The following is a 23,813-nucleotide window of genomic DNA, read 5'->3' on the forward strand; positions in this document are numbered from 1 at the left end:
CGCTACCGCGCTTTTTCGATGTAGTTGTTCATCGTGTCCAGCTGGTAGCGGGAGACCTCGGCGGCGTTGTCGTCCTCTGCGAAGACGCTGGAGACCATCACGGTGTCCTCGCGGTCGAGGAAGCCGATTTCCTTGAGGCCGGCGAAGAACTCGTCCCAGTTGACGTCGCCGTCGCCGATTTTCAGGTGCTGGTGCACCCGGACCGGGTTGCCGGGCGGGTTGGTGATGTAGCGCAGCCCGTGCGAGGCGTGGTGGTCCATAGTGTCGGCGACGTGGACCAGGCGCAGCTTGTCCCCCGCTGCGCGCATGATGTCCAGTGGCGCGTTCTGCATGTGGAAACTGTGCGAGGCGACGTAAACCAGCCCGACGTTCTTGGAGTTCAGGCCGCGGATCACCCGGATCGCGGCCAGGCCCTCCTCGACGAAGTCGTCCGGGTGCGGGTCGATCAGCAGGTCGATGCCTTCGCGTTCGATGATCGGCAGGAGTTCCTCCATGGAGCGGTAGAACGCGCGTTCGGATTCCTCGGCTTTCTCCGGGCGGCCGCTGAATTCGGTGTTCATGGTGCTAACGCCGAGGTCCACGGCGATCTGGATGGCACGCTTCCAGTACCGGACGGCGGCTTCGCGGGCATCTTCATCCGGGCCGGACCAGCGCAGCACCGGCAGGACCGAGGCGATTTCGATCCCGGCGTCCTTGCAGGCCTTGGCCAGTTGGCCCACCAGTTCGTCATCGGCCTTCGGGTGGTTGTAGAACGGGATGAGATCGGCGTGCGGGGTCATCTGCATGTACTTGTAGCCGAGGTCCGCCACCACCCGGGGAAACTCGAGCAGGCTGTGCGAGTGGTGGAAGGGCGTTGGATCAAGCGCGATTTTCACGGGGAACACTCCATTGTGGATCAGTCAGGTTGTGCGTCGGACCGGCGGGAACGGGAAGGAGGCCGGGCCTCCTCCCGTTCTTGCTAGCGGTAGAGGGCGGGTTTGGCGTTCAGCTTCACGGCGACCTTTTCGCCGTTCTTCTGCGCCTCGACGCCGGCCTCGCAGCAGGCGGCGGTGGCATACCCGTCCCAGGCCGTCGGGCCGCCGATTTCACCGCGCAGGGCAGCGTCGACCCAGGACTGGATTTCGACGTCGTAGGCGGCACCGAAGCGCTCCTCGAAACCGGGCGTGACGTTGCCGCCCCAGTGGCCGTTGCTGCGGGTGTACGGGCCCTTGTCCCCGCCGATGCTGACAATGCCATCCTCGAAGGAGGCCTGGGTGGCCACTTCGTAGCCGAACTTGGCGTTGACGTAGATCTCGACGTCGGCCAGGACTCCGGATTCGGTTTCGATCAGCACGTGCTGCGGGTCGTGCTGGCCGGCCGGGGCGTTCCGGGTGGCCTTGCCGAGGCGGACCTGGACGGAGGTGATTTCCTCGCCGGTGAAGTAGCGGATCGCGTCGAATTCGTGCACCACGGAGTCGTTGATCAGCATCTCGTTGGTGAAGCCGGCGGGGGTGGTCGGGTTGCGGTGCTGGTGGTGCAGCATCAGCAGCTCGCCGAGTTCGGCGTCGCGGATGATCTTGCCGAGAGCGGCGTATTCGGCGTCGAAGCGGCGCATAAAGCCGACCTGGATGCGCTGGTGGCCCAGCTTCTCCTCGGCCTCGACGATCTTCCAGGCGGACGCGGCATCCGGGGTGAGCGGCTTCTCGCAGAGGATCGGGATGTCCTTGGCGATCGCCTTGAGCAGGATGTTCTCGTGCAGGAAGCCGGGCGTGGCGATCAGCACGGCGTTGACGTCGCCGTTGTTGAGGGCCTCGTCGGCGTCGGCCAGGGCGACGGCGCCCGGGATGCCTTCGATGGCGGCCTGGGCGCGGGCGAGGTCGACGTCGACGACGGCGGCAACCTCCGCGCCGTGGATGCGGGTGTTGAGCCGCTGGATGTGGTCTGCGCCCATACGGCCGGCGCCGATGACTGCTACGCGGAGGGTCTTGGTCATGGTCTTGTCCTCAGTTCTGGTTGACGGCTCTAGTTGACAACGGTGCGGGAGCCGCAGGAGAGCAGGTAGTTGCGGGTGCGTTTGGCGATCGGCATCGGGACGTCGAAGGCGACGGGGTACATGTCCTGTTCCACGATGCCGAAGATGGGCCGGTTCAGCGCCTCGACGGCCTCGATCACGGCGCGCAGGTCCGGGAGTCCGTTCGGCGGTTCGGTCATCACTCCGGCCAGGTTGGCGGCGGCCCAGGTCATGTTCTCCGCGTTGACCTTTTTGAGGATGTCCGGGTTGATCTGCTTGAGGTGCAGGTAGCCGATCCGGTCCGGATAGTTCTTGATCAGCTCCAGGCTGGACGCACCGCAGTATTCGGCGTGGCCGGTGTCCAGGCACAGGTTGAGGTGCTTCGGGTCGGTCGCGGCGAGGAGGGTCTCAATGTCCTCCTGCGCGCCGACATGCGAGTCGGCGTGCGAGTGGAACTGCTGCTTCAGGCCGAAGTCCTCCAGCAGGGTCTTGCCGAGACGGTTGTGGCCGGTGAAGAGGTCGCTCCAGGCCTTCTCGGTAAGCTGGCCGCTTTCCACCGCCTCGCCGGTGACGTCGTCGCGCCACATCGCGGGGATGACCACGATGTGTTCGCCGCCCATCGCTGCGGTGAGTTCGGCGACCTTGCGGGCCGGCTCCCACGCGGATTCCCACTGGTCCAGGCCGCGGTGGAAGGCGGTGAACACGGTGCCGGCCGAGATCTTCAGATCGCGGGCCTTCAGTTCCTCGGCCAGCCGGGCCGGGTCGGTGGGGAGGTAGCCGTAGGGGCCGAGTTCGATCCACTTGTAACCGGATTCGGCCACCTCGTCGAGGAAGCGTTCCCACGGGGTCTGCTTGGGGTCATCCGCAAACCAGACGCCCCACGAATCCGGCGCGGTGCCGATGATCAGCTTGTTCTCAGTCATTGCCATTCCTCTCATCGATTGCTCCGCAGGTGCCGTTTTGGACGCTCAAAACGGCGGTTGCGGAGCAGTCGATTGTGGGTAGTCGGGTCGCTTAGTTGGACGGGAAGTTGTAGGAGGCGCCGGAGGCGTGGGTGGGTTCGGGCCAGCGCGAGGTGACGACCTTGCCGCGGGTGTAGAAGGAGACGCCCTCCGGGCCGTAGATGTGCTTGTCGCCGAAGAGCGAGGCCTTCCAGCCGCCGAAGGAGTGGTGCGCCACCGGCACCGGAAGCGGGACGTTGATGCCGATCATGCCGACATCCACGGAACGCTGGAACTTGCGCGCGTTGGCACCGGAGGAGGTGAAGATGGCGGTGCCGTTGCCGTAAGGGTTGGCGTTGATCAGCGCGATGCCGGCGTCGAGGTCCTCGACGCGGACGACGACGAGGACGGGTCCGAAGATTTCCTCGCTGTAGGCGGTCATTTCGGTCTTGACGTGGTCCAGGACGGTGGGGCCGACCCAGAAGCCGTCCTCGTGGCCGGGGACAACAAGGTCGCGGCCGTCCACCACCATCGCGGCGCCGGCGGCTTCCGCTTCGGTGACGATCCGGACAATACGGTCCTTGGACGCCGGGGTGATGACCGGGCCCATCTCGGCGTCGGGCACGGTGCCGTTGTTGACCTTGACGGCCAGGGCGCGTTCCTCGACCTTCTTGACCAGCAGGTCGGCGGCCTCGCCGACGGCGACGGCGACCGAGATGGCCATGCACCGTTCACCGGCGGAGCCGAAGGCGGCGGCGGCCAGGTGGTCCGCGGCGTTGTCGAGGTCCGCGTCGGGCATGATGATGGCGTGGTTCTTCGCCCCGCCCAGGGCCTGGACGCGCTTGCCGTGCTTGGTGGCGGTCTCGTGGACGTACTGGGCGATCGGGGTGGAGCCGACGAAGGAAATGCCGTCCACGTCCGGGTGGGTCAGGAGGCCCTCGACGGTTTCCTTGTCCCCGTGCAGGACCTGGAAGACGCCGTCGGGCAGGCCCGCGTCCTTCCACAGCTTGGCCAGCAGCATCGAGGCGGAGGGATCCCGCTCGGAGGGCTTGAGGATGAAGGCGTTGCCCGTGGCGATCGCCATCGGTGCCATCCACAGCGGCACCATGACCGGGAAGTTGAACGGGGTAATCCCGGCGACGACGCCGAGCGGCTCGCGGAAGGAGAAGACGTCGATCCCGGTGGACACCTGGTCCGAGTAGTCGCCCTTGAGCAGGGTTGGGATGCCGCAGGCGAACTCGATGACCTCCAGCCCGCGTCCAATCTCGCCCTTGGCGTCGGAGAGGACCTTGCCGTGCTCGGCGGTGATCAGCTCGGCGAGATCGTCCACGTGGGCCGCGACGAGTTCACGGAATTTGAACAGCACGGCGGTGCGCTTGGCCAGGGAGAAGTCGCCCCAGGAATCTGCCGCGGCGCGGGCGGCGGCGACGGTTGCGTCCAGGTCCGCCCGGTTCGCCAGCCGCAGCTCTGCGGTGACGGCGCCGGTGGCGGGGTTGTACACGGGCTGGGTGCGGTCGCCAGCGCCTGCGGTTTCGGCGCCGTTGATGAAGTGGTGGATGGTTTTGGTGGTGGTGAGGGTGCTCATCAAATGTCCTTGGGGGTTGGTATCTGGGATGGCTCTGGGGGCCGGGGTCAGCCGAGCAGCTTGCGCTGGCGGCTCTTGTGGTCGATGTAGGTCTGGAAGGCCTGTTTGGTGGAGTCGAGCTCGGAGACCTGGGAGACCGGGACGTCCCACCAGGACTCGGAGCTGGGTGCGTCCAGCAGCGGGTCGGATTCGACGTGGATGAGGATCGGGCCGCCGCGTTCGGGCGCCGCCTTGGCGTCCCGGACGGCCTGTTCCAGCTCGGCGATGACCTTCTCCCCCGGTTCGATCCGGATCACCTTCACGCCGAGGCTTTGCGCGTTCAGGGCGAGGTCCACAGGGAGCCGGTCGCCGTCGTCGAAGCTGTGCTGTTCCTCGTCGAGGGCGCGGTACTGGGTGCCGAAGCGCTGGGAGCCGAGGGATTCGGAGAGCGAGCCGATCGAGGCGTAGCCGTGGTTCTGGATCAGGACCACGATCAGCTTGATCCGTTCTGCGACGGCGGTGACGAGTTCGGTGTGCATCATCAGGTAGGAGCCGTCCCCCACCATCACGACGACGTCGCGCTGCGCGCCGCCCGTCGCGGCTTCGGCGAGGGCCGCGCGCTTGACGCCGAGGCCGCCGGGGATTTCGTAGCCCATGCAGGAGTAGGCGTATTCGACGTGGTAGCCGAACGGGTCCCGGACGCGCCACATCTTGTGCAGGTCGCCCGGGAGGGACCCGGCGGCGCAGATGACCACGTCCTGAGCGTCCATGGCCCGGTGGGTGGCGCCGATGATCTCGTTCTGGGCCGGCAGCGGCGTGAAGCGGGTATCGAAGGCCTCGTCCACGGTGGCGTCCCAGCGGGCCTTCTCGGCCGCGACCTGCTGTTCGAGGTCGGCGCCGATCCGGTAGCCGGCCAGGGCCCGGTTCAGCTTGACCAGGGCCTTGCGGGCGTCCGCGACGATCGGCAGCGAGGTGCCGTGCTTGTAGGCGTCGATCGCGGCGACGTTGATGTTGATGAACTTCACGTCCGGGTTCTGGAACGCGGTCCGGGACGCGGTGGTGAAGTCCTCGTAGCGGGTGCCGATCCCGATGATCAGGTCCGCTTCGGCGGCGATGGCGTTCGCCGCCGTCGTGCCGGTGGAGCCGACCGCGCCGAGCGAGAACTTGTGGTCCCAGGGCAGGACGCCGACGCCGGCCTGGGTGTTGCCGACCGGGATGCCGGTCAGCTCGACGAACTTCGCGAGTTCGTCGTTGGCGTAGGCGTAGAGCACGCCGCCGCCGGCAATGATGAGCGGGCGTTTGGCGGCCCGGATGGCCGCGGCGGCGCGGCGGATGTCCTCGTCGTCGGCGTCGGGGCGGCGGATCCGCCAGTCGCGTTCGGCGAGGAATTCCTCGGGCACGTCGAAGGCCTCGGCCTGCACGTCCTGCGGCAGCGAGATGGTGACGGCGCCGGTCTCGGCCGGGTCCGTCAGCACCCGCAATCCGTGGTGGAAGGCGGAGAACAGCTGCTCGGGCCGCGTCACCCGGTCAAAGAACTTGGACAGCGGACGGAACGCGTCGTTGACCGTGATGTCGTAGCCGTGGGGCTGTTCGAGCTGCTGCAGCACCGGGTCCGCGGCGCGGGTGGCGAAGGTGTCGCTCGGCAGCAGCAGCACGGGCAGCCGGTTGGTGGTGGCCAGCGCGGCCCCGGTCAGCAGGTTGGAGGAACCCGGCCCGATCGAGGTGCTGATCGCGAAGGTCTGCCGGCGGCGGGTGTGCCGTGCGTAGCCGACGGCCTGGTGCGCCTGGGCCTGTTCGTTGCGGCCCTGGTAGTACGGCATGATCGTCGGATCGAGCTGCTGGTACTGCTTGAGGGCCTGGCCGACGCCGGCAACGTTGCCGTGGCCGAAGATCCCGAAGGTGCCCGGGATCAGGCGTTCCCGGTAGTCCTGGCCGCCGATCGAATCAACGGTGTACTGCCTGGACAGGTATTCGACGACGGCCTGGGCGACCGTCATTCTGCGTGTTCCTGATGCAGCTGTGATTCCCATGGGAAGTTACTCCGATACTTCTGCGGTGCGGGCGGATGCGGTGCGGTTGGTTGCGGTGCCGGCGGAGGGCGTCCGCGTGGAGGCGGTGTGGTGGAGCAGCGACGCGGCGGTCGCCACCGCGCCGGCGACGTCGCCGTCGTGCGGGTAGAGCAGGGTCCGGCCGACGGTGAGTCCCTGCACGCCGGGCAGCGCGAGGGCTGCTTCCCAGCTCGCGAACACGTCGTCCTGGCTGCTGTCCGGGTCCCCGCCGAGCAGCACGGTGGGCATCGTCGTGGCTGCCAGAACGCGTTCCATCTCGGCCACGACCGGCAGTTTCATCCAGGTGTAGGCGCTCGTGGAGCCGAGTCCTTCGGCGATGGCGACGGACTTGATGACGGCGTTCGTCGACAGGTCATTGCGGATTTTGCCGTTTTCCCGGACGGAGAGGAAGGGTTCCACCATGGCGATGAGCTTGCGCGCGGCGAGCGAATCGATCGCATGGGCGGTGGCTTCCAGGGTGGCCACGGTGTCCGGGTCGCTGAGGCAGATGCGGGTGAGCATCTTGCCGCCGTCGGCACCCAGCGCCTCCAGGGCGGCGGCGGTGTGGCCGGTGAAGCGGTCGTCGAGTTCGTTGACCAGGCCCGAGAGCCCGCCGCGGTTCATCGAGCCGAACAGCAGCTTGCCATCCAGCGCGCCAAGCAGCAGCAGATCGTCCATGATGTCCGGTGAGGCCAGGACGCCGTCCACGTCAGGGTTGGCGAGCGCGATCCGGAGCCGGTCCAGGAGCTGGCGGCGGTCGGCCATGGCCACCGGGTCATTGCCGACGGCGAGGGCGCCGCGGGCCGGGTGGTCGGCAGCGACAATAAAGTTCTGTCGGCCGGATTTCGGGCCGGGGTGCCGGCGGCGTGCCTTCGCGGCCCGGGCGATGGCGTCCGGGTCTTCGAGCCGGATGATGCTCAGGTGCTCGTAGCGGCGGGGATCATCGTCCACCACGGCGGTGGCGGAGGCGGGATGCAGGCTCACAGGGTCGCTCCTTCGGTGGCGTACTGCCCCGGCGCCAGCCGGCCGCGTTCGGCGAGCAGCGTGGTGACTTCGTCCGGCGTCGGCATGGCATCGGCACAGGACAGCCGGGATGCGACCAGCGCGCCGGCCGCGTTGGCGAAATCAAGGACCTGCTCAAGCGGCCAGCCGGAGAGCAGTCCGTGGCAGAAGGCCCCGCCAAAGGAGTCGCCGGCGCCGAGGCCGTTGACGGTTTCCACCGGGACCGGAGCGGACACGACGCGTTCGGTGCGGGTCTTCGCCATCACACCTTCAGGACCGAGCTTCACGACGGCGATTTCGACGCCAGCCGCGAGCAGCCGGTCGGCCTGCTCGTCCGGAGTGCCTTCGCCGACGGCGACGGCGCATTCCTTGTCGTTGCCGATGGCCACGGTGACGTGCGGGAGGATCCTGGCGACCTGTTCCCGGGCTTCGGCTTCGGAAGCCCAGAACATCGGCCGGTAGTCGAGGTCCAAAATGGTGTACTGGCCCGGCTTCAGGCCGGTGCGGGGCCGTGCCTCATGGGCTTTCAGGTGCGCGCCGCGGCTGGGCTCCTGGCAGAGGCCGGTCACGGTGGACCAGAAGATGCCGGCGTCGCGGATGGCGTCCAGGTCCAGTTCCGCCGCCTTGATCTGCAGGTCCGGGGCGGTGGGGAACCGTCCGTAGAAGTAGAGCGGAAAGTCGTCCGGGGGCTTGATCGCGCAGAACGTGACCGCGGTGGGCCATTCCTTGACCGCTGTGACGAAGGAATCGTCCACGTTGAACTTGCGCAGTTCGCGGTGCAGGTAGGTGCCGAAGGCGTCGTCGCCGGTGCGGGTAATAACTGCGCTGCGGCGTCCATGGCGGGCAGCGGCGACGGCCACGTTGGACGGGGAGCCGCCAAGGTATTTGCCGAAGGACGTCACATCCTCCAGATCCACCCCGATGTCGTTCGGGTAGATATCAACGCTGATGCGCCCGATCGTGAGCAGTTCGTGGGTCACGGGGATCGTGGACCTTTCTGTGTGAACTCTGTACCTGTACACAGCCTGAGCTTCGATGCTTGGCGGGCTGGCGTGAGCCGGGCCACACCAACTACTTTGCCTTAGAATCCATGTACTGTCAAAGGTTTGTACTGACATATTTACAACTTGATGAGGAGATGCTGACCGGCCGCCGGGGCAGGGCTGCCCGGGCGGCTTTGGGTGAGGCTCTGCGGCTACTTTCCGGGAACGCCGAGCTCGCCGGTGACGTACTGCGCCCGGCCGAAACCGAAGGACCAGTCCCCCGCAGTGTTCTCGACGTAACCGATGAACACGTCCTCGCCGGCAACGCCCACGGCCGCCAGCTTTCCCGCAATGGCGGCAAACAGAGACCGCTTCGCCTGCTGGCTGCGCCCGGCCTGGGTGAAAATCTGGATCATCACCACGTCCGGGGTCCGCTCAAAACCGAGGCCGGCATCCTGGGCGATGATCTGTCCCTGCGGATGCTCGGTCATCACATGAAAGTAGTCCCGCTCCGGAATGCCATATTCGGCCAGGATGGCGTTGTGGATCCCCCGGCTGAGCTCCGCTAGCTGCCCGGGGTTGCGGCCCTGGTTGACGTCTATTCGCACGAGAGGCACTCGCAACTCCTTTCGATAGTTTGTCCTGACATACTAACAAGGAATTTTCGGGCAACACAAGCCTCCGGCGCCAATACCGGCCCCCAAAAAGGAACGCGGGGTCACTTCTCGCCCATCCCGAGGCCTGGAATGGGCGAGAAGTGACCCCGCGTTGTCTGCGGGAAGGGGCCTGGTTACCCGGTGAAGGCAGAGCTCCGGGCCGTGCCGTCATAGCCGCCGGCGGGGGGATTCAATCCGTAGATTCCGCCGATGGTCGGCGCAACATCGGCGGTGCGGGCGGCTTCGGAAGACGCCGAGCCTTTCACCACGAGCGGGCTTCCGCCGGTGATGAAGAACGGGATCGGCTCCGTGGCTGGGTGCCCGTGGTTGCCCGGGATCGGGTTGGAAGCCACGTAGGGGTCGGAGAAGCGCCAGCCCGCGCGGCAGTAGGCAACCAGGTCCCCGGCCTCGTCGCCCAGCCGGAGGTCCGCCGGTTTGTTGACCGACAGCACGCCCTCATGCGCGCCGACCAGCCGTTCGACGGCGTCGAGTCCGGCCGCACGGTCCGGTTCGGGTCCGGTCCAATAGATCAGGTCCGCGCCGCCGTTTTGGGCAATCGTGATGTTCGAGTGCAGCTCCGGACGGGCCTGGAGGATGAGGTCGATCGAGATGACGTTGCTGGGGAGGGACCAGTCCATGGAATGGTCGGCGAGCACCATCACCACACTGGAATCCCATTTGCCAGCCTCCTTGAGGTGGTCGACGAACCGGCCCACCTGCAGATCCGTGTGCGCCAGGGCGGCCTCCCTTGCGGCACGCAGCGTGGTTCCGGAAAGGTCCGAGTGGCCCACGCGGTCGATGTCGCCCAGGTTGGTGAACACAAAGTCCGGGTCCGGGCCCCCCACCATCGCCAGCAGCGCGTCCATGGTGGCGGCGTCGGGCGCGTGGCCGGTCACCGGAAGCACCGGCTGGGGTTCCCACCGGTAGCTTGCCCGGGCGCCGAAGATGCCGTAGAGGTACTTCTTGCTGAGCACCGATCCGGTGGTGAACCCGCGGTCCTGCAGCCGTTCCAGAAGTGTGGGGAAGTGCAGGTCGGTGGACCGGTCGAGGTCGCGGATCACGCCTTCGGCCTTGTCCAAGATGGCGTTGGCCGGTACGCCCGACCGGTCCGGGCGAACCCCCGTCATCATCATGACGTGGTTGGGAATGGTCTCCATGACGGGCAGGGAGCGTGCCGCGGGGAAATTGGTGCCGGCATCGCGCAAGGCAGCGAGTCTCGGCGTCAGCCCGCTGGTGATCTCATCCGGCCGACAGCCGTCCACGACCAGCACGTAGCTTCGGGTCCGTCCCGCGGCCGGGGTGGCCCAGGCGGCACCCTGGGCTGCGGAGAGCACGACGGCGGCACCGCCGGCAGCTGCGATCTGCAGGAACTGCCGGCGTCCCGGCGTCGAATGTCTGCTGCCTGGCGTGCCCTGCCGCGGAGAGCGGCTCACTGGAGTCCCCCCTGCGTCGACCTGACCTTGCCGGTGTTGGCTTGAACGTTGAACGAGGTGGACAGTGTGGCTCCTGAGCTGGGGGAAGTGCGTTCGGCGAGGACGAACCAGTCCATCCGGACGCCTGCCGCGGTGACGTCCAGGACTGAGTAACCGTGCGAGTCGAAGTCCAGGTACTTCACGTGCGGGTTGGCCGCCTTGATGGCGTTCTCTACGCCGACGGATACGGTCCGGGCCGGAACGTTCAGGATGTCGTCGAGGTTGTCGCTCGTGACGGAGGTGCAGACCAGTTCCGCGGCCACGGAATCGCCGGTGACCGGGTAGCTGGCCGGATCGGCGGGGATGTCGCAGGCCCAGCCGGAGTGGATGTCGCCGGTGAGGAAGACAGTGTCCTTCACAGCGTTATCCCGCAGGTGGCGGACCACGCGGTTGCGGTCCACCTCGTAGCCGTCCCACTGGTCCACGTTGTAAGGCATGCCGCTGATGTTCGTCCCGCCCATCAGTTTCTGGACACCGGCCAACTCTGCGGTGCTCAGGGTCGAGGGGACCCGGACAGGGGCAATCATGACGGGGTTGCCCACGAGCTTCCACTGCGGTCCCGTGGACTTGAGGTTGCCCAGCAGCCAGTCCATCTGGGCGGCGCCCGTGATTGTACGGGCGGGGCTACCGACCGCGGGATCCGCACCGTTTGCTGCCTGCTGGTCGCGGTAGGAGCGCAGGTCCAGCATCGACAGGCTGGCCAGTGAGCCGAAGTCCAGGCGGCGGTAAAGCTGGCCGCCCGGTTCGTAGCGGACGGGCATCCACTCGGCGTACGCCTGGTGCGCGGCGGCGAAGCGCTCGCTCCAGCTGCCTTCGACGCCCGGGGTGTGGTTTTCGGCGCCACCCTTCCAGGCGTCGTTGGCCGATTCGTGGTCGTCCCAGGTCACGATGAACGGGGCCGCAGCGTGCAGCGCCTGGAGGTCGGGGTCGGTTTTGTACTGTGCATGGCGGGTCCGGTAGTGGGTCAGCTGGGTCATCTCGACGGCAGGATCGTGCGGACGGACCACGACGTCGCGGGCTTGATAGTCACCGGGTGCGTATTCGTAAAGGTAGTCACCCAGGTGCAGGACGGCGTCGAGATCGCCGCGTGCGGCCAGATGGCGGTATGAGGAAAAGTGGCCCGCCTGCCAGTTCGCGCACGACACCACCCCGAACTTCAGCCGGTCCACTGCGGCCCCCGCGGCCGGTGCCGTCCGCGTGCGGCCAACGGGCGACATCTCCTCCCCGAGAATGAACCGGTACCAGTAGCTTGTGGCGGGCTGCAGCCGGCCCGCCACAACCTTGACGGTGTGGTCGCGGGCCGGGCCGGTGGAGGCCGTGCCGCGGGCCAGTACCTTCGTGAACGCTGAATCGGTGGATACTTCCCATCGGACGGAAACGGCCGGGCCGGCGCCGCTGCCCGGTAGTGATTCCGGGGTGGGCGTGACGCGGGTCCACAGCAGCACGCTCCCCGGCATGGGATCTCCTGAGGCGATCCCGTGGCCAAAGAGGCCGGTATTGGGGGCTGAAAAAGCGTCCGCTGGAGTGCCGGTGGCGATGGCTCCGGCCACGGCGGCGACTCCCGCTGAACGCAGTACTTGACGACGAGTAAAGGTAGTCATGCCTTCCAGTATCCGGATGATTCCGCGATCGACCGGCGCTTTTCCGGCCAGTTAACCGCACGTTCGCCCAGAGTTCTCGTGGCGCAGCGCCCATTCCCGCCGCCGGAGCAATACGCCCCTTGCGTTGCTGCGGGTCGCGTTTTATCCTTAAACAACTACAAGGTTGATCAACCGTCTAATTGATTACTGGCGGCGAGGAGGTGGTGCACCCAGTGGACGAACGCGACGACGGGATGCTCAACGCGGCGTTTCTGGCCCTCGCCGACCCCGTCCGCCGCCGCATCATCTCCCGGCTCAGCCGGGGTCCGGCCACCGTGAATGAATTGGCGGAACCTTTCGCGATCACCAAGCAGGCGGTCTCGAAACACATCCAGGTCCTCGAGCAGGCGCAGCTGGTCACGCGCACCCGTGACGCCCAGCGCCGGCCCGTCCACCTGAACCCCGCACGGCTGGAGGCGCTCACCGCATGGATCGACCAGTACCGGCTGGTCCGCGAGGAGCAGTTCCGCAGCCTTGACGCCGTGCTCCAATCCAACGCCGCAGCACGCGGCACACAGGCAAAGGATTCATCATCATGACCAACGCCCTGAAACTCAGTGTTCCGGAGGGACTGCCCTTCATCGATTGCGAACGGGAGTTCGATTTCCCCGTCGCCGACGTCTTCCGGGCCCACAAGGAGCCCGCCCTGGTCGCCCAGTGGCTCGGCCCGCGGCGGCTGAAGATGGACATCGACCATTACGATTTCCGCACCGGCGGCAGCTACCGTTACACCCACACGAGTCCTGACGGCGACTCCTACGCCTTCAACGGCATCTTCCACACGGTCCGGGAAAACGACTTCGCCATCCAGACCTTCGAGTTCGACGGCTACCCGGATGTGGTCAGCATCGAGTTCCTGACCTTCGAGGATCTTGGCGGCGGCCGCACCCGGCTGGTGGCCCACGGGGTCTATCCCAGCATGGAGGCGCGCGACGGCATGGCGCAGTCCGGCATGGAAGACGGTCTGTCAGAAGGCTACGAGCGGCTCGACGAACTGCTCGCCGGCGCCAAAGTCTGAGGCGCAGCCTCACTGAGTGGCAAGATACGACGGCGGCCGGCCACCTCCCCGGGTTCGCCGGGGATGGCGACCTGCCGCCGTCGTGCCTAAACAGCAAAACGATTAAACAGCAACGCGGGGCCACTTCGGGCCCATCCCGGGGTGCGGGACGGGCCGTAAGTGACCCCGCGTTGTGCTTGGTGCTTGGAGCCTAGAGGGTTGCGAAGACTTCGCGCAGGAGCTTGGCGGTCTCGGACGGCGTCTTGCCGACCTTGACGCCGGCAGCCTCGAGGGCTTCCTTCTTGGCCTGGGCGGTGCCTGCGGAACCCGAGACGATGGCGCCTGCGTGGCCCATGGTCTTGCCTTCCGGAGCGGTGAAGCCTGCCACGTAGCCAACGACGGGCTTCGTGACGTGTGCCTTGATGTAGTCAGCGGCACGCTCCTCTGCGTCGCCGCCGATTTCGCCGATCATGACGATCGCCTTGGTTTCCGGGTCCGCTTCGAAGGCCTCAAGGGCATCGATGTGGGTGGTGCCGATGACCGGGTCGCCGCCGATGCCGATGGCGGTGGAGAAGCCGAGGTCGCGCAGTTCGTACATCATCTGGTAGGTCAGGGTGCCTGACTTGGAGACGAGACCGATGGGGCCCTTGCCGGTGATGTTCGCCGGGGTGATGCCAACGAGGGCCTCGCCCGGGGTGATGATGCCGGGGCAGTTCGGTCCGATGATGCGTGTGACCTGCTTGCCGTTGGCGTCAACCTTGGACTGGGCCAGTGCCCAGAACTCCGCGGAGTCCTGGACCGGCACGCCTTCGGTGATGACGACGACCAGGCCGATGCCGGCCTCGATGGCTTCGACGACGGCGTCCTTGGTGAAGGCCGGCGGCACGAAGACGATGGAGACGTCAGCGCCGGTCTCGGCCATGGCTTCCTTGACGGTGCCGAAGACGGTGATCTCGGTGTCGCCGTGCAGGACGGTGGTGCCGGCCTTGCGGGCGTTGACGCCGCCGACGACGTTGGTGCCGGCCTTGAGCATCAGGGCGGTGTGCTTGGTGCCTTCGCCGCCGGTGATGCCCTGGACGATGACCTTGGAGTCCTTGTTCAGATAAATAGACATAGTCGGGTCCCTTTACTTCGCTGCGTTGGCGAGCTCGGCGGCCTTGTCGGCGCCCTCGTCCATGGTGGCGGCCAGGGTAACCAGCGGGTGGTTGGCCTCGGCCAGGATGCGGCGGCCTTCCTCAACGTTGTTGCCGTCGAGGCGGACTACCAGCGGCTTGTTCGCGGAGTGGCCCAGCTCGGCCAGTGCACCGACGATGCCCTTGGCGACGGCGTCACAGGCGGTGATGCCGCCGAAGACGTTGACGAAGACGGACTTGACCTGCGGGTCGCCCAGGATGACGTCGAGGCCTGCTGCCATGACCTCGGCGGAAGCTCCACCGCCGATGTCCAGGAAGTTGGCGGGCTTGACGTTGCCGTGGTTCTCTCCGGCGTAAGCAACGACGTCGAGGGTGGACATGACCAGGCCGGCACCGTTGCCGATGATGCCTACGGAGCCGTCCAGCTTGACGTAGTTGAGGTCCTGCGCCTTGGCCTTGGCCTCGAGCGGGTCCGCAGCGTCCTTGTCTTCAAGGGTGGCGTGCTTCGGGTGGCGGAAGCCGGCGTTCTCGTCGAGGGAGACCTTGCCGTCGAGGGCAACGATGTCACCGGCGCCGGTCAGAACCAGCGGGTTGACCTCCACCAGGGTGGCGTCTTCCTTCTTGAAAACGTCCCAGAGCTTCAGGATGACGCTGGCGACCTTGCCGCGCAGTTCCTCGGCGAAGCCTGCAGCGGCGACGATTTCGTCGGCCTTGGCCTGGTCGATGCCGACGGCCGGGTCGATTGCGATCTTGGCCAGGGCTTCGGGGCGCTCAACGGCGAGCTGCTCGATTTCCATGCCGCCTTCTACCGAGCACATGGCCAGGTAGTTGCGGTTGGCCCGGTCCAGCAGGACGGAGAAGTAGTATTCCTCGGCGATGTCCGCACCCTGGGCAATCATCACGCGGTGGACGGTGTGACCCTTGATGTCCATGCCGAGAATGTTGGTGGAGTGTTCAAACGCCTCGTCAGCGGTCTTGGCGACCTTGACGCCGCCGGCCTTGCCGCGGCCTCCGGCCTTGACCTGAGCCTTGACGACCGTTACGCCGCCGATTTTCTCGGCAGCTGCCTTTGCTTCTTCAGGGGTGTGCGCCACGATGCCAGCAAGCACGGGTACACCGTGCGCCTCGAACATATCGCGCGCCTGGTATTCAAACAGGTCCACGGTTTAGTGTCCTTCTACGTCGAAGTAGTTTCTGTACAGCCGGACCCCGCGTTATCGCGGATACCGGGCTGCGGAATAAACGCACCCTGCAACTAGCTTGGAAACGAGCCACACGGCGCAATGCTCCTCTCGGAACTCTAGCCCTTTCTTGAGACCGGCCCGTTCCAGACTACCCGTAATGTGAGTAAGGACACTATTCTATTGAGCGTAGAAAAACCGCTAGATTACGGGGTTTTTGGGGCTTCAGAAGCTGTCTCGGAGACCTGTTTGCCGGCGTCTGAGATCAGTTCGTAATGGTCGCGTGAGACAAAGAAGGCGCCTCCGGCGGGGACGTTTCCGCAGGCTACCCCTCCGTTGAAGGCCGAGCAGCGCAGGCCGTTGCGCTCCAGGTTCTGGCCCTCGTCGAGGACAGGCAGTTGCGAACCCGGGCCTGACCGGGTCCCACTGGGCCCGAATTCGGCCTCCTGCTGTGTGACGCCGGAGCGGCACTCGCCGTAGCTGGCGCGCTCCGGAGTGAGCAGCGCGGCTCCGCCGAGGTAGCCGAGCCCGGTGCCGCCGCAGTCATCCACGGCGTCTTTCGCCTCGGGTTCGGGGTACCGCGAGCCCGCAGTGCGCCACCGGGACGGTCGCCAGCTTGTTGTTGGCGGAGTCTGACTAGCCGTTTTGCTCACAGGGAGGGTTACGTGCGCGCCCCTTGCCGAGGTCAGCGAGCAGAAGGAGGACAGCCCGGCCCCCGGAATTGTCCGTCCCCTGGGCTCCATTCAGCCCGCATGGCTGGTGGGCCGCGTCCGGCCGCCGGCGTCCGACGTCAGCGTCCGACGGCCGGCCTCAGCGTCCGACCGCCGCCGTCAGCGTCCGGCTGCCGGCTTCAGCGTCCGACGGCGGGTGTCCCACCGGAGGCGGCGGCTTTGATCACCTCGACGGCGGCGCCGACGCTGTCTTTCGCTTCGAACTGTCCGCGCATCGCCTCCGCCCGTGCCCGCCATGACGGGTCCCCCAGCACGGTGTCGACAGCGGAGCGGACCGCCGCGCTGCTGGGCGTCTCGGTCTTCAGGTTCACCCCGACACGGGCGTATGCCACCCGGGCGTTGACGTCGCTCTTGCCCTCGTTCAGGCCCGCGGTCACGAGCGGGACCCCGTGGGACAGGCTCAGCAGCACCCCGCCGAATCCGCCGTTGGTGACGAAGACGTCCGTGGACGGGAAGACCCGGGCAAAGTCGATGTAGTCCTCGACCACAACGTTGGGCTGCGGATACCGCCGCCGCAGTTCCTCTGTGCCCATGCCGCCGGTGGCCACGATGATGCGGGCCTCCGTGTCCTTCAGGGCCTCGATGGTGGGGATCATCAGTTTCGCCGGGTCCCTGTTGTCCACCGTTCCCTGGGTGACGACGACGGTCCGGCCGTAGCTCCTGCCCGGTTTCGGCTGCCGGGTGTCCGCGGCCGGAACAGTGGCGGTGTCCTGTTCCGCTTCGGCACCCGCCCGGTGCGGGAGCAGGGCGCCAACATAGTGGACTTTCGGATTCACGTACCGCCGAGGGAAGTCCAGCGAAGCAGTGCCCGTCTGGATCACCGCATCCGACCACCGGTAGGTCTCGTCGGTGATGGGCGTCCCCCGGCGGGTGTGGAGACCGTAGCCCTCCAGCTGCCGCGCGTAGCTGGCCCGCGCGGGCTTGGTCACAAACTGGTCCGAGACCAGCCGCGCCCCGGCATGGAGGATTTTGTCGGCCGTCGTCCGCGCCGGGGAGAAGCCGAAGAACAGCGGGGGCACCAGCGGATCGCTTTCCATGTTGGCGATGGCGACGACGCTGACCACCGGTTTTCCCAGCACCTCGGCGACGAGCCGCTGGATGAACATGCTGCTGTCCATCACGACGGCGTCGAATGGGAAACGCTGGTGTATTTCCCTGATGTCTTCGAAGAAATTGGTGACGTTGCTCGCGAAGAGGCGTTCGCCGTCGAACCGGATGGCCAGTGGTCCCTTGAGCCTGGCGCGTTCCGGGTAAAGCACGTTGAGGTTGTCCCCGGTGTGCTCAATCGCCCGATCGAACGGGTAGTGCCGTATAGCCAGCGCCTCCAGTTTGCCGGCGAGCGTGCGGCCGGTGTACCAGCCGACCTCGTGGCCCTCGTCCCTGAGACGGACGCCGATGCCCGTCATGGGATTGAAGTGCCCGGCGATGGCCTGGCTGGCAAGCAGAAGCTTCACGCCCACGCCCATCGGTCGTTGGAGTCAGCGCCGCGGAACGGAAATTCCACCGGCGCCCGTGCTCAGACTGTAGGCGGGCTGGGCCCGCGGCACAATAATCCGGGACAGATTCCGGGCAGCGTCATCGCTCCGGACCAGCCGCCGGTCGCTGCCGGACGCGTCGGCCTAGGCGTCGAGCTTGGTCAGCGGGGCGTAGCGGAGCAGGAGCCGCTTCTCGCCGACACTGAATTTCACCTTCGCGACCGTCTTGTCCCCTGCACCCTCGACAGCCAGCACGGTGCCGTTGCCAAAGCTCGTGTGGTTGACCTTGTCGCCCACGCTGACGGCGACGATCTCCTTTTGCGGCTGCACCCGGTTCTTGGCGATGGCCGCCGGAACATCGGCGTTGAAGCCGGCGGACGGGCTGGCCTCGGTGCCGCGCGCGGTGCCGGCTCCCCAGAAGGATCCGCCGTAGCGGCTGGAGCCGATGGAGGCGCCGTTCCCCCATCCGCCGGTCTGGCGCGTCGAGCCTTCGCGTTTCCATTCGACCAGTTCGGCCGGGATTTCCTCGATGAACTGGCTGGCGGGGTTGTACTGGCTCTGGCCCCACATGCTGCGGACCTCGGAACGGGTCAGGTACAGGCGCTTCCGCGCCCGGGTCAGGCCGACGTAGGCAAGCCGGCGTTCCTCGGCCAGTTCCTTCGGGTCGGTGGCTGAGCGTTGGTGCGGGAACAGCCCATGTTCCATGCCGGTCAGGAACACCACCGGGAATTCCAGTCCTTTGGCGGTGTGCAGGGTCATCAGGGTGACGACGCCGAGCCGTTTGGCTTCGGCGACGGCGGCCGCGAGCTGGTCCGGGGATCCCGCCGGGGCGTCCGGGATCTGGTCGGCGTCGGCCACGAGGGAGACGCCTTCCAGGAAGGCGCCGAGCGATCCTTCGGGGTTGTCACGCTCGTATTCACGCACGACGGCGACCAGTTCGGCGAGGTTTTCCACCCGGGACTCGTCCTGCGGGTCGGTGCTGGAGCGAAGGGTTGCGAGGTAGCCGGTTTGTTCCAGAACCGCTTCCAGGGCGGCCGAAGCGCCCGAGCCGGTGGCCACCTCGGCGAGGTCGTCAAGCAGCTTAACGAAGCCCTGGACCGCGTTGACCGACCGGGTGGCCATCCCGGGGGCCTCGTCGGCGCGGCGGGCCGCGGCCATAAACGAGATCCGGTCGCGCTGCGCGAGGGACGCGACGGCACCCTCGGCCCGGTCGCCGATGCCGCGTTTGGGCTCGTTCAGGATGCGGCGCAGGTTCACGTCGTCGTCCGGGTTGACCAGGACCCGCAGGTAGGCCAGCGCATCCTTGATTTCCTTGCGCTCGTAGAAGCGGGTCCCGCCGACCACCTTGTAGGGCAGTCCGACGCGGACCAGGACATCCTCGATCGAGCGGGACTGCGCGTTGGTGCGGTAGAAGATGGCGACGTCGCCGGGGCGGAGGTCACCCTCGTCCTGCAGCCGGTCGATTTCCTTGGCGATGAACTGGGCTTCGTCGTGTTCGTTCTCGCCGACATAGCCGACAATCTTCTCGCCGTCGCCTTCCGCCGTCCACAACCGCTTCTCCGGCCGGTTGGGGTTGCGGGAGATGACCGAGTTGGCGGCGCTGAGGATTGTCTGGGTGGAGCGGTAGTTCTGCTCGAGCTTGATGGTGCGGGCGTCCGGATAGTCCTTCTCGAACTCCACGATGTTGCGGATGTCGGCCCCGCGGAAGGCGTAGATGGACTGGTCCGAGTCGCCGACGACGGTCAACTCGGCGGCGCCGGGGCCCTCCCCGACGATCTCCCGCACGAGGGCGTACTGGGCGTGGTTGGTGTCCTGGTACTCGTCGACGAGGACGTGCCGGAACCGGCGGCGGTAGGACTCGGCGAGCGCGGGAAACGCCCGGAACATGTAAACCGTCTCGGCAATCAGGTCGTCGAAATCCATGGCGTTGGCCTGGCCTAGCCGCTGCGTGTAGCCGTTGAAGACTTCGGAGACGGCCTGCTCGAAAGGGTCGTTATGGTTGGCGCTGGAGGAGTAGCTGTCAGCGTCGATCAGTTCGTTCTTGAGCGCCGAAATCTTATGCTGGATGGCCTTGGGGGCGAACCGCTTCGGATCCAGGCCCAGGTTCTTGGCCACGAGGTTGATAAGGCGCAGCGAGTCGGCGGAATCGTAGATGGAGAAGTTGGATTTCAGGCCGACATTCTTGGCTTCGCGGCGCAGGATCCGGACGCAGGAGGAGTGGAAGGTGGAGACCCACATGGTCTTGGCCCGCCCGCCGACCAGGGCCTCGACCCGCTCCCGCATTTCGGCGGCAGCCTTGTTGGTAAAGGTGATGGCCAGGATCTCGCCGTGGTGCGCGCGCCGCGTGGCGATCAGGTAGGCGATCCGGTTGCTGAGCACACGGGTCTTTCCGGAACCCGCGCCGGCGACAATCAGCAGGGCGCTGCCGGCGTGCTTGACGGCTTTTTCCTGTTGCGGGTTCAGTCCCTCGAGGAGTTCGGCCGGGCCGGGGAGCCGCGGATGGTCCAGGTCCCCGGACGGGCTGTGCCCGGGGCTGTTATGGGACCCGAGACTGCCCGCGGAGTTCACGGCCGCCGTACCGGTTCCCGCGGGCGTTTTCGTGCGCACCGCCGTCTTCGAGGCAGCTTGAAAGGGTCCGGCGGCGTAAGGGTCAAACAACATATCCATGGTGTTAACAAGTCTAGGCGGTGCCGCTGACACCGGCCGCCGCCCCTCGGGACATGCCCTCCCCTGCCCGTGGCCAGCCGACATAACGCCGACATGTCCACTCGGCGCGGCCAACAAGGAGCATGTCCCGCGGCGGACGGGGCGTGCGCCCTACCCCGCGGCGGCAGGGTGTGCGCCCGGACCTACCCCGCGGAGCCGGATTCAAGGGCGGCACGGAGCTGGCGGACCGCCGTCGCACCTCCGGCCACAAACCAGTCCAGTCCGTTGACCCGGACGACGTCGGCCGCGCCGCCGGCCGCGAGGACGATCGCCTTGCCGGGCAGCCAGTCCCACTCCGGGCAACTGTGTTGGAACCAGCAGCCCAGCTCGCCGTCGGCCACGCGGCTGAGGTCGCAGGAGCCCGAGCCGAACATGCGCAGCGCGGCGGCGGCGGTCGCGGCGGCGTGCCACGGCATCGCGCACATCGGGTCGGCAAGCCAGCTGGGGTGGATGTACGTGGCGGCACCGAGCTCGGACAAGGGGATGTCCGAGCGGCTGGGGCCCGGGATTGCATCGGGTCGGAAGGTGGTCAGCCGTTCGCCGTTGAGGCTTGCGGGCCGGTCGGTTCCCCCGAGCCAGAGCTTGTCCTCCTCCGGCTGGTAGATCGCGCCGAGCAGCACCCCGGAGGATTCCTTGAGGGCAATGGCGGAGCACCAGTACGTGGAGCCGTGCAGGAAATTGTAGGTGCCGTCGACCGGGTCGATGACCCAGGTCCTGCCGCTGGTGCCCGTCACGGAGGTCCCCTCTTCGCCGAGGATGCCGTCCTCCGGGCGGCAGCGCTGGAGCTGTTCCAGCACATACGCCTCGGCGGCGTGGTCAGCGGCAGTGACGACATCGGACACCGAGGTTTTTTGCCTGCCCTCCAGCCCGGCCTGCCGCATAAGAAGCGCCAGGGTCCCGGCCTCGCGCACGAGCGCCTCGGCGAGCTGGAAGTCGTCCAGGGCGGGGTTCAGTTCGGCGGTGCTGTGCCGGCCGAGCCGGTGTTTTCCAAGTTCAGTCACGCACTCCAGCCTATCGGCGCCCCCCGGCAGTGAACAGGCGGCAGGTATCCGGCGGCCGGCAGGCGTTGGCGGCCTGTGTGCCGGCCGGCGTCCGATGCCCGGGGGCCGGGCCATAATGGAGCCATGGCCAAGACACCCGCACAGCGAATCAAGAAGCACGGCGCCAACGCGACCGTCCCTCAGCACCACCTGCCGTCGGTGATCAACCCAAGCACCACGCGGACCCCGAAGAAGGCGCAGAACAACAGCAACCTGATCCTGATTGCCGGTGTCGTGGCCAGCCTGTTCCTGTTCTGGTACCTCCACCTGCTCACGCTGAACCAGCTCACCCAGCTCAGCGGCGGCCTGGCCATGCCGGACTCCCTGATCGGGGGCTTTGACCAAGGCTTCGTGGAGAGCCTGCGGACCGCCATGGACGAGGACGCCCGCGGGCAGCTCAACTACGTCCACAAGACGGCAGGCACGCTCTTTCCGCTGATCTTCGGTTTCACCTGGCTGCTGCTGATCGGCACGAACGTGGCACGGAAAGGACTGCGCTGGGCACTGTGGGCCGTTCCCATGCTTTACGCGGCGGTGAAGTTGTGGGGCAATGCCGCCATTGACTCGATGATGTCCGCGGAGACGGTCGACGCCGGCCAGGTTGCCCTGGCATCGGGCCTCACCGTCGCCGGCTGGGTGCTATTGGTCCTGAGCCTGCTGGTTGGCGGCGCTTCACTCTTCCTGGGCCGCAAGCCTGCCGCCGCCGCTCCCCCCGCCGCGGGACATGCCCAGCCCTAGCCGCGGCCACTGGACATAGTGGCACTGTGCCCATCCCCCGCCGAACCCGGAGGGCATGTCCCACACCGGGGCGCACACGGGAACCGCTGGACCGCCCAGCCAGCCGGGCTCACGCCTCGTTGGCGAGGTACTCCCGGGCCTGGTCCGCACGCTGCTGAGCGCCCGACGCCTCAAAATGGTCTGCTGCCCGGAGTAAGTTCTCTCTGGCTGCGTGGGAATTACCAATGGCAGAATGAGCCCGGCCCAGCAAGAGGCACGCCTCGCCAAGGATTTGGGGGGAAGGTTTATCCGGGTCCGCACAAATCTGATCCAGCAGCGTGATACCGGCTTTTGCGTCACCGGCCAAAAAGTTCCAATGGGCCCGGTTGAGCTTCATCAGCAGGTAGTCGTTGGCGCTTCCGCCGATCACGTCCGTGGCCAACTCAGCCCGTTCGATGCAGCGCAAGGTGTCGGCATCCGCGATTTCGGCCGCGAGCCGCATGGCTGCCGATGCTTTGTTGAACTTTGCCCAGACGTCAAGGTTCCTGGCCGGAGAAAACGTCGCCGCTGCGAGCTCGTGATATTCCAGCCCTTCCTGCACCTTGTTGCAGAGGAACGCGACATTGCCGATCACCCAGTAAACCTTGCCGATAAGTTGGTCGTCGACCTCGGTAGAAACCGCATCTGCCAAGGCTAGACATTCGATCCAGGCCTCCTCCAGCCTTCCGCTGTCTGCCAGGGCTGCGATCAGGGCCTGATGCGCTTTGACGAGGATCTCGACGTCTTCGTCGGACACGAGTTCAGAAGCTGCCCGGGCGGCGTCCGCCGCCTCTTCCAGCAAGCCTGCACCTTGCCTGGCTTTGGCGACCAGAATGTAAGTCAGCGCCTTGGCCTGCGGCTCCATCGTTGCATATTGGCCACCAATGAGGTCCTCGGCGAGTGCTGCGCAGGCCCCAAACTCCTCGGCATCCAAGAGATTCTCGGCTTGCACAAAGGTCATGTTCCACCAGGATTCCAGGTCCCCGTCATTGCGGGCAATTTCGGCCGCTTCATGTGCGCTGCGGGCTGCCTGAACGAAATCATGGTTGGTCCGGAGCTCGTATGCGCGCAATTCTGCGGCGGCGTATAACGGCGAAGCGGAGTGCAATGGCATGCCTCCATTATCCGTTGCCGCCGAAGCAGATCTGGACACGCCACAAAAGCAACGGATGCACAGGTTTAGCGCAGGAATTCCTCAGCTTCGCGCGGATAACATATTTATGGGCGAGGCACGTGGATTGTTCCGTCACGGCGTGTCTTATGCCCCTATACTGAACCAGCACCACATGAGAAACATCAGCCACTTACGTATCAGGAGCACTCAATGAAGAAAACCCTTGCAACACTCCTCGTCGCCGGTGCGCTGGCCGCCGCCGGCCTTTCCGCAACCTCGGCAATCTCTGCGTCCGGCGAAAATGCCGGTCAGGGTTCCGTGCAGGCGGTCAACTGGTGGCCGAACTCCACCCCGCGCTACTAAGAAGAGCAGCGTGCGAGGCGG

Annotated in this window: 21 protein-coding genes; 4 read left to right on the forward strand and 17 right to left on the reverse strand. The window is 66.5% G+C overall.

All coding sequences use genetic code 11. The annotated features are described in order from the left end of the window. Positions 1-2 precede the first annotated feature (2 nt). The 10 genes from AC50X9_RS02440 to AC50X9_RS02485 form a co-directional block, all read right to left on the reverse strand. Positions 3-875: a sugar phosphate isomerase/epimerase family protein gene (locus tag AC50X9_RS02440; protein ID WP_494889812.1), complete on the reverse strand. Its 873-nt coding sequence runs from the start codon at positions 873-875 to the stop codon at positions 3-5. Between the two features lie 83 nt (positions 876-958). Next, positions 959-1,972, reverse strand: coding sequence for a Gfo/Idh/MocA family protein (locus AC50X9_RS02445; RefSeq protein ID WP_494889814.1), 1,014 nt, complete (start codon positions 1,970-1,972; stop codon positions 959-961). 29 nt (positions 1,973-2,001) lie between these two features. After that, a complete protein-coding gene (locus AC50X9_RS02450) occupies positions 2,002-2,913 on the reverse strand; it encodes a sugar phosphate isomerase/epimerase family protein (protein WP_494889817.1) in 912 nt (303 codons plus the stop codon). 91 nt (positions 2,914-3,004) lie between these two features. After that, positions 3,005-4,516, reverse strand: coding sequence for a CoA-acylating methylmalonate-semialdehyde dehydrogenase (locus tag AC50X9_RS02455; protein ID WP_494889819.1), 1,512 nt, complete (start codon positions 4,514-4,516; stop codon positions 3,005-3,007). A 47-nt stretch (positions 4,517-4,563) separates the two neighbouring features. Beyond that, complete coding sequence (iolD, locus tag AC50X9_RS02460) at positions 4,564-6,492, reverse strand: 3D-(3,5/4)-trihydroxycyclohexane-1,2-dione acylhydrolase (decyclizing) (protein WP_494889821.1); 1,929 nt, start codon at positions 6,490-6,492, stop codon at positions 4,564-4,566. Positions 6,493-6,531: 39 nt separating this feature from the next. Next, positions 6,532-7,527 carry a Cgl0159 family (beta/alpha)8-fold protein gene (locus AC50X9_RS02465; protein WP_494889823.1) on the reverse strand — a complete coding sequence of 332 codons (996 nt, stop codon included), beginning with the start codon at positions 7,525-7,527 and terminating at the stop codon, positions 6,532-6,534. Beyond that, complete coding sequence (iolC, locus tag AC50X9_RS02470) at positions 7,524-8,525, reverse strand: 5-dehydro-2-deoxygluconokinase (protein WP_494889825.1); 1,002 nt, start codon at positions 8,523-8,525, stop codon at positions 7,524-7,526. Before iolC ends, AC50X9_RS02465 begins: the two co-directional genes overlap by 4 nt. A 215-nt stretch (positions 8,526-8,740) precedes the next feature. Further along, on the reverse strand, positions 8,741-9,145 hold the full coding sequence (locus AC50X9_RS02475; protein WP_494889827.1) for a tautomerase family protein: 405 nt from the start codon (positions 9,143-9,145) through the stop codon (positions 8,741-8,743). Between the two features lie 173 nt (positions 9,146-9,318). Continuing rightward, on the reverse strand, positions 9,319-10,617 hold the full coding sequence (locus AC50X9_RS02480) for an alkaline phosphatase family protein (RefSeq protein WP_494889829.1): 1,299 nt from the start codon (positions 10,615-10,617) through the stop codon (positions 9,319-9,321). Continuing rightward, positions 10,614-12,257: an alkaline phosphatase D family protein gene (locus AC50X9_RS02485; RefSeq protein ID WP_494889831.1), complete on the reverse strand. Its 1,644-nt coding sequence runs from the start codon at positions 12,255-12,257 to the stop codon at positions 10,614-10,616. Before AC50X9_RS02485 ends, AC50X9_RS02480 begins: the two co-directional genes overlap by 4 nt. A gap of 233 nt (positions 12,258-12,490) precedes the next feature. Between AC50X9_RS02485 and AC50X9_RS02490 the strand changes: the two genes are divergently transcribed. Next, positions 12,491-12,835 (forward strand): ArsR/SmtB family transcription factor, encoded by a 345-nt coding sequence (locus AC50X9_RS02490; RefSeq protein ID WP_494890176.1) that lies wholly within the window; start codon positions 12,491-12,493, stop codon positions 12,833-12,835. Beyond that, the gene (locus tag AC50X9_RS02495; protein ID WP_494889833.1) at positions 12,832-13,314 is read left to right on the forward strand and encodes an SRPBCC family protein; all 483 of its coding nucleotides are present in this window, start codon (positions 12,832-12,834) and stop codon (positions 13,312-13,314) included. Before AC50X9_RS02490 ends, AC50X9_RS02495 begins: the two co-directional genes overlap by 4 nt. Positions 13,315-13,504: 190 nt before the next feature. On the opposite strand, the gene sucD is transcribed toward AC50X9_RS02495, so the two are convergent. The 6 genes from sucD to AC50X9_RS02525 all read right to left on the reverse strand — a co-directional run bounded on the left by sucD (position 13,505) and on the right by AC50X9_RS02525 (position 21,520). Then, positions 13,505-14,407 carry a succinate--CoA ligase subunit alpha gene (sucD, locus tag AC50X9_RS02500; RefSeq protein WP_018776033.1) on the reverse strand — a complete coding sequence of 301 codons (903 nt, stop codon included), beginning with the start codon at positions 14,405-14,407 and terminating at the stop codon, positions 13,505-13,507. A gap of 12 nt (positions 14,408-14,419) precedes the next feature. Beyond that, positions 14,420-15,589, reverse strand: coding sequence for an ADP-forming succinate--CoA ligase subunit beta (sucC, locus tag AC50X9_RS02505; protein WP_494889835.1), 1,170 nt, complete (start codon positions 15,587-15,589; stop codon positions 14,420-14,422). A 224-nt stretch (positions 15,590-15,813) separates the two neighbouring features. Continuing rightward, a complete protein-coding gene (locus tag AC50X9_RS02510) occupies positions 15,814-16,158 on the reverse strand; it encodes a hypothetical protein (protein WP_494889837.1) in 345 nt (114 codons plus the stop codon). 299 nt (positions 16,159-16,457) lie between these two features. Further along, positions 16,458-17,792 carry a glycosyltransferase gene (locus AC50X9_RS02515; RefSeq protein ID WP_494889839.1) on the reverse strand — a complete coding sequence of 445 codons (1,335 nt, stop codon included), beginning with the start codon at positions 17,790-17,792 and terminating at the stop codon, positions 16,458-16,460. Between the two features lie 165 nt (positions 17,793-17,957). Continuing rightward, positions 17,958-20,474: a DNA helicase PcrA gene (gene pcrA, locus AC50X9_RS02520; protein WP_494890178.1), complete on the reverse strand. Its 2,517-nt coding sequence runs from the start codon at positions 20,472-20,474 to the stop codon at positions 17,958-17,960. Between the two features lie 188 nt (positions 20,475-20,662). Beyond that, positions 20,663-21,520 (reverse strand): inositol monophosphatase family protein, encoded by an 858-nt coding sequence (locus AC50X9_RS02525; RefSeq protein ID WP_494889841.1) that lies wholly within the window; start codon positions 21,518-21,520, stop codon positions 20,663-20,665. 123 nt (positions 21,521-21,643) lie between these two features. On the opposite strand from AC50X9_RS02525, the gene AC50X9_RS02530 reads away from it, so the two are divergent. Beyond that, positions 21,644-22,297 carry a hypothetical protein gene (locus AC50X9_RS02530; protein WP_494889843.1) on the forward strand — a complete coding sequence of 218 codons (654 nt, stop codon included), beginning with the start codon at positions 21,644-21,646 and terminating at the stop codon, positions 22,295-22,297. A 109-nt stretch (positions 22,298-22,406) separates the two neighbouring features. Here the strand turns inward: AC50X9_RS02530 and AC50X9_RS02535 are convergent, their stop codons facing one another. After that, a complete protein-coding gene (locus AC50X9_RS02535; protein WP_494889845.1) occupies positions 22,407-23,429 on the reverse strand; it encodes a hypothetical protein in 1,023 nt (340 codons plus the stop codon). Positions 23,430-23,639: 210 nt separating this feature from the next. On the opposite strand from AC50X9_RS02535, the gene AC50X9_RS02540 reads away from it, so the two are divergent. Then, complete coding sequence (locus AC50X9_RS02540; RefSeq protein ID WP_494889847.1) at positions 23,640-23,792, forward strand: hypothetical protein; 153 nt, start codon at positions 23,640-23,642, stop codon at positions 23,790-23,792. The last annotated feature ends 21 nt before the right edge of the window (positions 23,793-23,813 follow it).

The sequence above is a fragment of the Pseudarthrobacter sp. HLT1-3 genome, from assembly GCF_059383535.1.